This is a genomic window from Mycolicibacter sinensis (assembly GCF_001667945.1).
In the GTDB taxonomy this organism is placed as follows: Bacteria; Actinomycetota; Actinomycetes; order Mycobacteriales; family Mycobacteriaceae; genus Mycobacterium; species Mycobacterium sinense_B.
Map to the genome: position 1 here is coordinate 1 of NZ_LZJK01000014.1, position 12,342 is coordinate 12,342.

Annotated in this window: 11 protein-coding genes and 1 pseudogene; 10 read left to right on the top strand and 2 right to left on the bottom strand. The window is 69.8% G+C overall.

Annotated features, from left to right (window positions below):
• The 5 genes and pseudogenes from A5694_RS22275 to pyrF all read left to right on the top strand — a co-directional run.
• Positions 1-100, top strand: a pseudogene (locus A5694_RS22275) (amidohydrolase family protein); the annotation flags it as partial.
• Complete coding sequence (locus A5694_RS00705) at positions 97-618, top strand: hypothetical protein (RefSeq protein ID WP_064919942.1); 522 nt, start codon at positions 97-99, stop codon at positions 616-618. The pseudogene A5694_RS22275 and the gene A5694_RS00705, both read left to right, overlap by 4 nt.
• Positions 615-1,736 (top strand): glutamine-hydrolyzing carbamoyl-phosphate synthase small subunit, encoded by a 1,122-nt coding sequence (carA, locus tag A5694_RS00710; protein WP_064919943.1) that lies wholly within the window; start codon positions 615-617, stop codon positions 1,734-1,736. The genes A5694_RS00705 and carA overlap by 4 nt, the downstream gene beginning before the upstream one ends.
• Positions 1,736-5,077 carry a carbamoyl-phosphate synthase large subunit gene (carB, locus tag A5694_RS00715; protein ID WP_064919944.1) on the top strand — a complete coding sequence of 1,114 codons (3,342 nt, stop codon included), beginning with the start codon at positions 1,736-1,738 and terminating at the stop codon, positions 5,075-5,077. Before carA ends, carB begins: the two co-directional genes overlap by 1 nt.
• Positions 5,077-5,892 carry an orotidine-5'-phosphate decarboxylase gene (pyrF, locus tag A5694_RS00720; protein WP_064919945.1) on the top strand — a complete coding sequence of 272 codons (816 nt, stop codon included), beginning with the start codon at positions 5,077-5,079 and terminating at the stop codon, positions 5,890-5,892. Before carB ends, pyrF begins: the two co-directional genes overlap by 1 nt.
• Before the next feature lie 8 nt (positions 5,893-5,900).
• Here the strand turns inward: pyrF and A5694_RS00725 are convergent, their stop codons facing one another.
• Both A5694_RS00725 and A5694_RS00730 read right to left on the bottom strand, forming a co-directional pair.
• A complete protein-coding gene (locus tag A5694_RS00725) occupies positions 5,901-7,298 on the bottom strand; it encodes an ABC1 kinase family protein (RefSeq protein WP_064919946.1) in 1,398 nt (465 codons plus the stop codon).
• Positions 7,299-7,395: 97 nt separating this feature from the next.
• A complete protein-coding gene (locus A5694_RS00730; protein WP_064919947.1) occupies positions 7,396-7,632 on the bottom strand; it encodes a hypothetical protein in 237 nt (78 codons plus the stop codon).
• Between the two features lie 638 nt (positions 7,633-8,270).
• Here A5694_RS00730 and mihF point away from each other — a divergent pair.
• The 5 genes from mihF to metK all read left to right on the top strand — a co-directional run bounded on the left by mihF (position 8,271) and on the right by metK (position 12,204).
• Positions 8,271-8,588: an integration host factor, actinobacterial type gene (mihF, locus tag A5694_RS00735; protein WP_003932123.1), complete on the top strand. Its 318-nt coding sequence runs from the start codon at positions 8,271-8,273 to the stop codon at positions 8,586-8,588.
• Between the two features lie 7 nt (positions 8,589-8,595).
• A complete protein-coding gene (gene gmk / locus A5694_RS00740) occupies positions 8,596-9,198 on the top strand; it encodes a guanylate kinase (protein ID WP_064919948.1) in 603 nt (200 codons plus the stop codon).
• Between the two features lie 73 nt (positions 9,199-9,271).
• On the top strand, positions 9,272-9,586 hold the full coding sequence (gene rpoZ, locus A5694_RS00745) for a DNA-directed RNA polymerase subunit omega (RefSeq protein ID WP_064919949.1): 315 nt from the start codon (positions 9,272-9,274) through the stop codon (positions 9,584-9,586).
• Between the two features lie 22 nt (positions 9,587-9,608).
• Positions 9,609-10,859 (top strand): bifunctional phosphopantothenoylcysteine decarboxylase/phosphopantothenate--cysteine ligase CoaBC, encoded by a 1,251-nt coding sequence (gene coaBC / locus A5694_RS00750; protein ID WP_064919950.1) that lies wholly within the window; start codon positions 9,609-9,611, stop codon positions 10,857-10,859.
• 133 nt (positions 10,860-10,992) lie between these two features.
• Positions 10,993-12,204, top strand: a complete 1,212-nt coding sequence (metK, locus tag A5694_RS00755) for a methionine adenosyltransferase (RefSeq protein WP_064919951.1) — start codon at positions 10,993-10,995, stop codon at positions 12,202-12,204.
• Positions 12,205-12,342 lie beyond the last annotated feature (138 nt).

Genomic DNA, 12,342 nt, shown 5'->3' on the forward strand with positions numbered 1-12,342 from the left:
GGCCAACACCCCGTATGAGGAGATGACCCTTCCGGCGACCGTCACCGCGACGCTGCTGCGCGGCCGGATCACCGCCCGGGACGGGAAGAGCCCGGCATGAACACGCCCACGATGGTCGCCTCGCTGATCTTCGCGTTCCTGCTGGTGGTGCTGATCGGGGTGGTGATCCGGTTGATGATGCGCGGCTGGCGGCGCCGCGGCCAGTTGCAGGAGGCCCTGATCGGCACGCTGCCGGCGGTGCCCGACACCGTAGGCCCGCCCTCGGTCGCCCCCACCCGCGGCCTGTATCTGGGCTGCACGCTGGCGCCGAAGTGGAACGACCGGGTGGTCGTGGGCGACCTGGGTTATCGCACCAAGGCAGTGCTGACCCGCTACCCGGAGGGAATCATGGTGCAGCGCAGTGGAGCCCGGCCGATCTGGATTCCGCAGGATTCGGTGGTCGCGGTGCGCACCGAACGCGGTATCGCGGGCCGGACCATCCCCTCGTTGCCCACCCGACCCCACGACGGTGTGCTGGCGATCCGCTGGCGCCTGCCGTCGGGCACCGAAATGGACACCGGCTTCCGCGCCGACGACCGTGCCGACTACACCCGCTGGCTGGAAGGTGACAACACATGAACGCGCGTGCCGCCCTGGTCCTTGAGGACGGCCGGATCTTCACCGGACGGCCGTTCGGAGCCGTCGGCCAGAGCCTGGGGGAGGCGGTGTTCTCCACCGGCATGTCCGGGTACCAGGAGACGCTGACCGACCCCAGTTACCACCGGCAGATCGTGGTGGCCACCGCCCCGCAGATCGGCAACACCGGCTGGAACCGCGAGGACGGTGAGAGCCGGGACGAGAAGATCTGGGTGGCCGGCTACGTGGTCCGTGACCCGTCGCCGCGGGCCTCGAACTGGCGGGCCAGCAGCACCCTGGACGACGAACTGGTGCGCCAGGGCATCGTCGGGGTGGCCGGCGTCGACACCCGCACCGTGGTGCGCCACCTGCGCAACCACGGCTCGATGAAGGCCGGGGTGTTCTCCGGTGACGCGCTCGCCCCGGCCGAGGAACTGGTGAACCGGGTCCGCGAGCAGCCGTCCATGCTCGGCGCCGACCTCGCCGGGCAGGTCAGCACCGACGCCGCATATGTGGTGGAACCCGACGGCGCACACCGGTTCACCGTCGCCGCCCTGGATCTGGGCATCAAAACCAACACACCGCGTAACTTCGCCCGGCGCGGAATCCGCAGTCACGTGCTGCCGGCGACGGTGGACTTCGCCGCGATCGCCGCGTTGAAGCCGGACGGGGTGTTTCTGTCCAACGGCCCCGGGGACCCGGCCACCGCCGAGGCGATGGTGGCGTTGACCCGCGAGGTGATCGGCGCCGGAATCCCGCTGTTCGGAATCTGTTTCGGCAACCAGATCCTGGGCCGGGCGTTGGGGCTGAGCACCTACAAGATGACGTTCGGCCACCGCGGCATCAACATCCCGGTGATCGACCACGCCACTGGCCGGGTGGCGGTGACCGCGCAGAACCACGGCTTCGCCTTGGAGGGAGAAGCGGGCCAGCGCTTCGACACCGATTTCGGTCCGGCGGTGGTCAGCCACACCTGCGCCAACGACGGGGTGGTCGAGGGCGTGAAACTCGTTGACGGCCGGGCCTTCTCGGTGCAGTACCACCCCGAAGCCGCGGCCGGTCCGCACGACGCGGAATACCTTTTCGACCAGTTCGTCGACCTGATGGCAGGGGAGAAGTAATGCCGCGCCGCGCCGACCTGCGCCATGTCCTGGTGATCGGCTCCGGGCCGATCGTGATCGGACAGGCCTGTGAATTCGACTACTCCGGCACCCAGGCGTGCCGGGTGCTCAAGGCCGAGGGCCTGCAGGTGAGCCTGGTCAACTCCAATCCGGCCACCATCATGACCGACCCGGAGTATGCCGATAACACCTACGTCGAGCCGATCACCTGGGAGTTCGTCGAAAAGGTACTCGCCCAGCAGGCCGAACGCGGCAACAAGGTCGACGCCCTGCTGGCCACCCTGGGCGGGCAGACCGCGCTGAACACCGCGGTCGCGCTGCACGAGCACGGGGTGCTGGAACGCTACGGCGTGGAGCTGATCGGCGCCGACTTCGAGGCCATCCAGCGTGGCGAGGACCGCCAGCAGTTCAAGGACATCGTCGCCAAGGTCGGCGGCGAGTCGGCCCGCTCCCGGGTCTGCTACACCATGGCCGAGGTCGAGGACACCGTCGCCGAGCTCGGCCTGCCGGTCGTGGTCCGGCCCTCGTTCACCATGGGCGGGTTGGGCTCCGGTCTGGCGGCCAGCCTCGACGAGGTGGCCCGGATGGCCGGAGACGGTCTGGCCGCATCGCCGACGGCCAACGTGCTGATCGAGGAATCGATCTACGGCTGGAAGGAATTCGAGCTCGAGCTGATGCGCGACGGCAACGACAACGTCGTGGTGGTCTGCTCGATCGAGAACGTCGACCCGATGGGCGTGCACACCGGCGACTCGGTGACCGTCGCCCCGGCGATGACGCTGACCGACCGGGAATACCAGCGGATGCGTGACCTGGGCATCGCGATCCTGCGCGAGGTCGGGGTGGACACCGGGGGCTGCAACATCCAGTTCGCGGTGAACCCGAAAGACGGCCGGCTCATCGTGATCGAGATGAACCCGCGGGTGTCCCGGTCTTCCGCGCTGGCGTCGAAGGCCACCGGCTTCCCGATCGCCAAGATCGCCGCCAAGCTGGCCATCGGCTACACCCTCGACGAGATCGTCAACGACATCACCAAGGAGACCCCGGCCTGCTTCGAGCCGGCGCTGGACTACGTGGTGGTCAAAGCACCGCGCTTCGCGTTCGAGAAGTTCCCCGGCGCCGACCCGCGGCTGACCACCACGATGAAGTCGGTGGGCGAAGCGATGTCGTTGGGCCGCAACTTCATCGAATCACTCGGCAAGGTGATGCGTTCGCTGGAGACCGAGCGGGCCGGGTTCTGGACCAAACCCGACCCCGACGGTGGGGCCGAGGCCGCCCTCGACAGGCTGCGCACGCCCACCGAGGGCCGGCTCTACGACATCGAACTGGCGCTGCGGCTCGGCGCGAGTGTCGAGCAGGTCGCCGAGGCCTCCGGGGTCGACCCATGGTTCGTCGAGCAGATCAACGGCCTGGTGGCGCTGCGCGCCGAGGTCGTCGCGACCCCCGTTTTGGATGCGGATCTGCTGCGGCGCTGCAAATACAGCGGCCTGTCGGATCATCAGATCGCCGTACTGCGTCCGGAGCTGGCCGGCGAGGACGGGGTGCGGCTGCTGCGGTCCCGGCTGGGGATCCACCCGGTGTTCAAGACCGTCGACACCTGCGCGGCGGAGTTCGAATCCAAAACGCCGTACCACTACAGCACTTTCGAGCTCGACCCGGCCGCCGAGACCGAGGTGGCCCCCCAGGACAGCAAACCCAAGGTGCTGATCCTGGGTTCCGGGCCCAACCGGATCGGCCAGGGCATCGAGTTCGACTACAGCTGCGTGCATGCCGCGACCACCTTGAGCCAGTCCGGGTTCGAGACGGTGATGATCAACTGCAACCCCGAGACGGTCTCCACCGACTACGACACCGCCGACCGGCTCTACTTCGAGCCGTTGACGTTCGAGGACGTGCTCGAGGTGTACTACGCCGAACAGCAGTCCGGTCAGGGCGGCCCCGGCGTGGTCGGCGTCATCGTGCAACTGGGCGGACAGACCCCGCTGCGGCTGGCTCAGCGGCTGGCTGATGCCGGGGTGCCCATCGTCGGCACTAGCCCGGAGGCCATCGATCTGGCCGAGGACCGCGGCGCGTTCGGCGACGTGCTGGCAGGCGCCGGGTTGCCGGCGCCGCGCTACGGCACCGCGACCACCTTCGAGCAGGCCAAGCGGATCGCCGCCGATATCGGCTACCCGGTGCTGGTCCGCCCGTCCTACGTGCTGGGTGGGCGCGGCATGGAGATCGTCTACGACGAGGAGACGTTGCGCGGCTACATCACCCGGGCGGCGCTGCTGACACCCGAGCATCCGGTGCTGGTCGACCGGTTCCTCGAAGACGCCATCGAGATCGACGTCGACGCCCTGTGCGACGGCACCGAGGTCTACATCGGCGGGATCATGGAGCACATCGAGGAGGCCGGCATCCACTCCGGCGACTCGGCGTGCGCGCTGCCGCCGGTGACGTTGGGCCGCAGCGACATCGAGAAGGTGCGCCGCGCCACCGAGGCCATCGCCCATGGCGTCGGGGTGGTGGGGCTGCTCAACGTGCAGTTCGCCCTCAAAGACGACGTGCTCTACGTGCTGGAGGCCAACCCGCGGGCCAGCCGGACAGTCCCGTTCGTGTCCAAGGCCACGGCGGTACCGCTGGCCAAAGCCTGCGCACGAATCATGCTGGGCGCCACCATCGCCGGGCTACGGGCCGAGGGCCTGCTGGCCGCCTCCGGGGACGGGGCCACCGTCGGCCCGCACGCCCCGATCGCGGTCAAGGAGGCGGTGCTGCCGTTCCACCGGTTCCGCCGCGCGGACGGCTCCGGCATCGACTCGCTGCTGGGTCCGGAGATGAAATCCACCGGCGAGGTGATGGGCATCGACCGCGACTTCGGCACCGCGTTCGCCAAGAGCCAGACCGCCGCCTACGGGTCGCTGCCCGCCGACGGTACGGTTTTCGTGTCGGTGGCCAACCACGACAAGCGTTCGCTGGTGTTCCCGGTCAAACGGCTGGCCGACCTGGGTTTCCGGGTCCTGGCCACCGAGGGGACCGCGGAGATGCTGCGCCGCAACGGGATTCCGTGCGAGGTGGTGCGCAAGAACTTCGAGGAGCCCAGCCCGGAGCGTCCGGTGTCATCGGCCGTGGACGCGATCCGGGCCGGCGAGGTCGACCTGGTGATCAACACCCCCTACGGCAACTCCGGTCCGCGGGTCGACGGCTACGAGATCCGCTCGGCCGCGGTCAGCGTGAACATCCCCTGCGTGACCACCGTGCAGGGCGCTGCGGCGGCGGTACAGGGCATCGAGGCCGGGATCCGGGGCGATATCGGGGTGCGCTCCCTGCAGGAGCTGCACAGCGCGCTCGGCGGGCACTAATGAGTTTCGGCGCCCGGCTGGCCGAAGCGACCGCGGCCCGCGGGCCGCTGTGCTTGGGCATCGACCCGCACCCGGAACTGCTGAGCGGCTGGGGCCTGCCCGCGACAGCGGACGGGCTGGCGGCGTTCAGCGAGACCTGTGTGGCGGCGTTCGCCGGGTTCGCGGTGGTCAAGCCGCAGGTGGCGTTCTTCGAGGCCTACGGCTCGGCCGGCTACGCGGTGCTGGAGCGCACCATCGCGGCGCTGCGCGAGGCCGGCGTGCTGGTGTTGGCGGACGCCAAGCGCGGTGACATCGGCTCGACGATGGCCGCCTACGCGGCGGCCTGGGCCGGGGAGTCACCGCTGGCCGCCGACGCGGTGACCGCCTCGCCGTACCTGGGCTTCGGGTCGCTGCAGCCGCTGCTGGACACCGCCGCCGCCCACGGCCGCGGGGTGTTCGTGCTGGCCGCCACCTCCAACCCGGAAGGCGCGAGCGTGCAGCGCGCCCAGACCGACGGGCGCAGCGTAGCGCAGACCATCGTCGACGCCGTCGCTGACGTGAACCAGGCCGGCGCCGGACCCGGCTCGGTCGGGGTGGTGGTCGGCGCCACGCTGCGCGAGGTGCCCGACCTGAGCGCCCTGGGCGGGCCGGTGCTGATCCCGGGCATCGGGGCCCAAGGCGGGCGCCCCGAGGCGCTGGCCGGGCTGGGCGGGGCCGCTCCGGGCACGCTGTTGCCCGCGGTCTCCCGCGAGGTGCTGCGCGCCGGCCCCGGCGTCGCGGCGCTGCGCGACGCCGCCGCGCGGTTACGCGATGCGGTGGCTTATCTGGCCGGCTAGGGCCGGCGTCAATCCAGGCCCAGCGCGCCGGCCAGCCGGGCCGGGATCGTCGGTTCGGCGAAGCCCGGATACCAGCGGGTCACGATATCGCGCAAGGCGACCTCGGCCTCGAGCTGACAGGCCACCGCCGCCAGACCGACCAGCGTGCGCAACATCAGCACATGCTCGGCCGGGAGGCCCAACGTCGCGCCGCCGAGGACGTCCTCGCCGCGGGCCAGGCCGGGCATCCGCGGCGTGGCGCTCTGCAGCCAGCCGCGGCTGAACCGGAACCGCGGCACCATCAGCGGCTCGGTGAGCGGGCCGAAGCGCGCCAGCACGTCCTCCGGCTGGACCTCGGTGCGCGACGGGCTGAACCCGATCTCCCGCAGGGTCTCGGCGACTTCGGCCAGCACCACCGAGCGCGGCTCCGCGGGCAGCTCGCTCAGCAGCGCCGAGTCGACGAGACCGGCCAGCGCGATGTTGTCCAGGTACCGCAGCGCCGACCGGTGTGCTGGCGCGACCGCACCGAAGTCGAGCACCGCCAGCCGGCCGTCGCCGGTGAGCTGGTAGTTGCCCGGATGCGGGTCGGCGTGCACCAGTCCGGTACGTGACATCGACGCGGCGCAGAACTCGAACAGCAGCCGGGCGGCCTCGTTCCGGGCGTCTTGGTCACCGCCTCCGATCAGCTTCGCCAGCGGGCGGCCGGTAACCCATTCGGTGATCAGCACCTTGGGCGCGGACGCCACCACCGCCGGCACCAGAAACTCCGGGTCGCCGGTGAACGCGGCGGCGAACGCACGCTGATTGTCGGCTTCGTGCCGATAGTCGAGCTCCTCGGTCATTCGTGCCCGCAGCTCGTCGAGCATTGGCCGCACCGCGAGCCCGGGGAACAGCGGATCGATGAGCCGGCTGAACCGGGAGAGTTGCCGCAGGTCCGAGAGCAGCGCCGTGTCCGCGCCCGGGTACTGCACCTTGACCGCCACCACCCGGCCGTCATGCCACACCGCCCGGTGCACCTGTCCGATGCTGGCCGCCGCCACCGGTTCGTCGTCGAACTCGGCGAACCGCTGACGCCAGCGCAGACCGAGCTGGCCGTCCAGCACCCGATACACCTGCTTGGCCGGGATCGGCGGCGCCGACGCCTGCAACCGGGTCAGCGCCTCCCGATAGGGTTCGGCGAACCGCTCGGGAATGGCCGCCTCATAGATGCTCATGGCCTGGCCGAACTTCATCGCGCCGCCCTTGAGGTCGCCGAGCACCGCGAAAACCTGCTCGGCACTGCGGGCCGAGAACTGCTCGGCGATCAACTCCGCGTCGGCGCCGGCCAGCTTGCGTCCCCACCCGAGCACCGTTCGCCCGGCGGCCCCCAACGGCAGGCCGGCCAACTTCGCCCCACGATGCAGCGTCCGCCGCGGAACCTCTGCCACCCCGCCACTGTGCCATCCCAGCCCGGCGGACGTGCTGGGTAAGCCGAAGTTCAGCGGCGGGCCACCGATACGGTGACCCGCCGCTGCGCGTCAAGAATCAGTGCGCGCCCGCGTGGGGGACGGCGATCTCCGGGTGCTTCTTGAGGTACTTGTCGAGCTTCTTCTGGTCGTGGTGGTTGAGCTTGACGCCGGGGGCCGGCTGGGGCGTCGGGGTCTCCTTGGTGGTGGCGATATCGGGTGCGGCGTTCGCCACACCGGTTGCCGCGCCGAGCAGGCCGGTCACGGCGACGCCCGCCGACAGCGCGGCGGCACACAGCACGCGTCGGATGCTCATGAAATCAACTCCCTTGACGTTCTCGCTGCCTCGATCCAATCGAGGGAACCCTCGAAGAGGCTGTCAATGCAATCCGGTCTGGCTGTGAAATGCCAACGGGCAGTGGGAGATACGATTTCCCTCAAGAAATGCCTAGGGTGACCCGTGCCGGCGGCTTCGGTCCGATTGCGGTCGCTTCCCGCAGGTGTGGTAGCCGGTAGCCGGTGGGATTGCGGCCGGCGCCGCGCCGCTTCGGTGCCGGCAACTACGTCCGGTAGCTGGGGTTGGTCGACACGCCCGACACGCCGTGAGGTGCGAATTCAATGCTGCCGGGGTCCCACCGGCCTGCACCGCGCCGCAAGCGGCCTTGCCGAGTCGTTGGTCCGACCCGCCCGGCCCAAGTAAAAGCCCAGCTAGAGTGGGGTTTTTCCGGCCATCCGGGGGTGGACGCGGCCGCTGGGGGACCGGTCGTCCGACCTTGGGCGACGCCGAGCGGATGGCCGTCCGCAGCCGCCGCACGCTGGGGATTTGTAGCCGGAAACGGGGGGTGGGGTTAGATTTCGTCAGACGGCGTGGGTACGGTCGTCGTCTCTGACGGGAGTACCCGGCCGAGACAAGAAGAACATCGACGTGGTCGATGATGACGAGACGGAGGAATCGTGGCCCTTCCCCAGTTGACCGACGAGCAGCGCGCCGCCGCGTTGGAGAAGGCGGCGGCCGCGCGTCGGGCCCGAGCGGAGCTCAAGGACCGGCTCAAGCGTGGCGGCACCAATCTCAAGCAGGTGCTCAAGGACGCCGAGACCGACGAGGTCCTGGGCAAGATGAAGGTCTCCGCGCTGCTGGAGGCGTTGCCGAAGGTCGGCAAGGTCAAGGCGCAGGAGATCATGACCGAGCTGGAGATCGCCCCCACCCGCCGGCTGCGCGGCCTGGGCGACCGGCAGCGCAAGGCGCTGCTGGAGAAGTTCGACTTCTCCTGACCTGTCGGTGAATGCCGGTGGAGGACCGGACAGCCGACCCACGGGGCGTGTGGTGGTGCTGTCCGGTCCATCCGCGGTCGGTAAGTCGAGCCTGGTCCGTTGCCTGCGGGAGCGGGTACCGGACCTGTATTTCAGCGTGTCGGCCACTACCCGGGCGCCGCGGCCCGGCGAGGTGGACGGGGTCGACTACCGGTTCGTGACGTCAGAGGAGTTCGAGCGGCTGATCGAATCGGACGCGCTGCTCGAGTGGGCCGACATCCACGGTGGCCTGCAGCGATCGGGTACCCCGGCCGCCCCGGTCGCCGAGGCGACCAGGTCCGGCCGGCCCGTCCTGATCGAGGTCGATCTGGCCGGGGCCCGAGCCATCAAGAAGGCCTTGCCGGAAGCCATCACCGTCTTCCTGGCCCCGCCGGACTGGGAGACGCTGCGGGCCCGGCTGGTCGGGCGTGGCACCGAATCCGCGGAGGTCATGGAACGCCGGCTGGCCACTGCGCGCACCGAGCTGGCGGCGCAGGGGGACTTCGACGCGGTCGTCGTCAACGCTCGATTGGAAACCGCCTGCTCAGAATTGGTATCCTTGCTGGTGGAGTCCGCACCAGGTCCGGCCTGACCCGGACCACCGTCAGCAGGCGTGACCGACCCACAGCCAGCCTCAGTCCTCAAATAGCCAGGAGAATGTCTTAGTGAGTACCGCACCGGCCGAGACGGCCACCGACACCGACGAGTTCGACCCGGCGTTGATCGGCGGTTACGACACGCCGCTCGGCATCACCAACCCGCCCATCGACGAGCTGCTGCAGCGGGCGTCGAGCAAGTACGCGCTGGTGATCTACGCGGCCAAGCGGGCTCGGCAGATCAACGACTACTACAACCAGCTCGGTGAGGGCATCCTCGAATACGTCGGGCCGCTGGTCGAGCCCGGCCTGCAGGAGAAGCCGCTGTCGATCGCGCTGCGCGAGATCCACGGCGACCTGCTCGAATACACCGAAGGCGAGTAGCAGAGGTTCGGGGCCGGTACCCGTGAACGCTAAGCGGATCGTCGTCGGCGTCTCCGGCGGCATCGCCGCCTACAAGGCGTGCACGGTGGTCCGCCAGCTGGCCGAGGCCGGCCACCAGGTGCAGGTGGTGCCGACCGAATCCGCACTGCGGTTCGTCGGGGCCGCCACCTTCGAGGCGCTCTCCGGTCAGCCGGTGCACACCGGCGTCTTCGACGATGTTCCGCAGGTCCCGCACGTCGCCATCGGCCAGCAGGCCGACCTGGTGGTGGTGGCGCCGGCCACCGCGGACCTGCTGGCCCGTGCGGTCGCCGGCCGCGCCGACGACCTGCTCACCGCCACCTTGCTCACCGCGCGCTGCCCGGTGTTGTTCGCCCCGGCGATGCACACCGAGATGTGGCAGCATCCGGCCACCGTCGCGAACGTCGCGACCCTGCGGGAACGCGGCGCGGTGGTGCTTGAACCCGCCTCGGGCCGGCTGACCGGCACCGACACCGGACCGGGCCGGCTGCCCGAGGCCGAGGAGATCAACACCTTCGCCTCGCTGCTGCTCGAGCGCGGCGACGCGCTGCCCTACGACCTGGCCGGGCGCAAGGTGCTGGTGACCGCCGGCGGCACCCGGGAGCCGATCGACCCGGTCCGGTTCATCGGCAACCGCAGCTCGGGCAAACAGGGCTATGCGGTGGCCCGGGTGGCCGCCCAGCGTGGCGCCGAGGTCACCCTGATCGCCGCCCACACCGCGGGGCTGATCGACCCGGCGGGTGTGCACGTGGTGCGGGTCAGCTCGGCCCAGCAGTTGCACGACGCGGTGACCAAACACGCCCCCGAGGCGCAGGTGCTGGTGATGGCCGCCGCCGTCGCCGACTTCCGCCCGGCCCGCATGGCGCCGGCCAAGATCAAGAAGGGTCCGGGGGAGGACGACGGGGCCCCCACCATCGACCTGGTCCGCAACGACGACGTGCTGGCCGGCGCGGTGCGAGCACGCGATGAGGGGCAGCTGCCCAATATGGCCGCGATCGTCGGTTTCGCCGCCGAGACCGGCGATGAGAACGGCGACGTACTGTTTCACGCGCGGGCGAAACTGCGCCGCAAGGGTTGCGATCTGCTGGTGGTCAACGCCGTCGGGGACGGCCGCGCTTTCGAGGTGGACCACAACGACGGGTGGCTGCTGGCCGCCGACGGAACCGAGTCCGCGCTGGAGCCGGGTTCCAAGACACTGATGGCCAGTCGCATCGTCGACGCGGTCGCGGCATTCCTGCAGGGGCAGGACAGATGAGGACGCTGCTACGGTAGCGAGCCGGGGGTTGTGACGCAGGCGGGGGACAGCGCTCAGTCCGCAGAGGACACAGACGATATATTTTCCCGGCCTAACTTTTTACAGTGCGGAAGATGCACGGAAGGGTGACATTGTGAGCGAAAAGGGTCGGCTGTTCACCAGTGAGTCGGTGACCGAGGGACACCCCGACAAGATCTGTGACGCCATCAGCGACTCGGTGCTCGACGCACTGCTCGCCGACGACCCGCGGTCGCGGGTCGCGGTGGAAACCCTGGTCACCACCGGCCAGGTCCACGTGGTCGGGGAGGTGACGACCAACGCCCGGGAGGCGTTCGCCAACATCACCAACACCGTGCGTGAGCGCATCCTGGAGATCGGCTACGACTCGTCGGACAAGGGCTTCGACGGCGAGACCTGTGGCGTCAACATCGGCATCGGTGCACAGTCGCCCGACATCGCCCAGGGCGTCGACACCGCCCACGAAGCCCGCGTCGAAGGCGCGGCCGACCCGCTGGACTCCCAGGGCGCCGGCGACCAGGGCCTGATGTTCGGCTACGCGATCGCCGACACCCCGGAGCTGATGCCGCTGCCGATCGCGCTGGCCCACCGGCTGTCGCGGAAGCTGACCGAGGTGCGCAAGAACGGCACGCTGGACTACCTGCGCCCGGACGGCAAGACCCAGGTCACCATCGAATACGAGGACGACGTCCCGACCAGGTTGGACACCGTGGTGATCTCCACCCAGCACGCCGAGGGCATCGACCTGGTCAACACCCTGGACCCCGACCTGCGCGAGCATGTGATCTCCACCGTGCTCGCCGAGCTCGCCCACGAGACGCTGGACTCCTCGTCGACCCGCATCCTGATCAACCCGACCGGCAAGTTCGTCGTCGGCGGGCCGATGGGTGACGCCGGCCTGACCGGCCGCAAGATCATCGTCGACACCTACGGCGGCTGGGCCCGCCACGGCGGCGGCGCCTTCTCCGGCAAGGACCCGTCGAAGGTGGACCGCTCGGCCGCCTACGCGATGCGCTGGGTGGCCAAGAACATCGTCGCCGCGGGCCTGGCGCAGCGCGTCGAGGTGCAGGTCGCCTACGCCATCGGCAAGGCCGCCCCGGTCGGTCTGTTCATCGAGACGTTCGGCACCGCCACCGTCGACCCGGTCAAGATCGAGAAGATCGTGCCCGAGGTCTTCGACCTGCGCCCGGGCGCGATCGTGCGCGATCTGGACCTGCTGCGCCCGATCTACGCGCCGACCGCGGCGTACGGTCACTTCGGCCGCACCGACATCGACCTGCCGTGGGAGCGGCTGGACAAGGTCGACGACCTCAAGCGCGCCATTTAGGTTGCCTCACCCCCGCCGAACGTGAAGGCAGCTTCACACTCGGCGCCGAACGTGAAACCAGCTTCACGTTCGGCGGTGGGCGGCAGCGGTCAGAAACCGTCGACGCAGTGCTCGGCTCCTCGTCGCTGCTACCGCTCG

Excerpts from the sequence above, each read along its gene's own strand:
- carA (WP_064919943.1), top strand. The coding sequence starts at position 615 with ATGAACGCGCGTGCCGCCCTGGTCCTTGAGGACGGCCGGATCTTCACC.
- A5694_RS00730 (WP_064919947.1), bottom strand. The coding sequence starts at position 7,632 with ATGAGCATCCGACGCGTGCTGTGTGCCGCCGCGCTGTCGGCGGGCGTC.
- pyrF (WP_064919945.1), top strand. The coding sequence starts at position 5,077 with ATGAGTTTCGGCGCCCGGCTGGCCGAAGCGACCGCGGCCCGCGGGCCG.
- carB (WP_064919944.1), top strand. The coding sequence starts at position 1,736 with ATGCCGCGCCGCGCCGACCTGCGCCATGTCCTGGTGATCGGCTCCGGG.
- A5694_RS00705 (WP_064919942.1), top strand. The coding sequence starts at position 97 with ATGAACACGCCCACGATGGTCGCCTCGCTGATCTTCGCGTTCCTGCTG.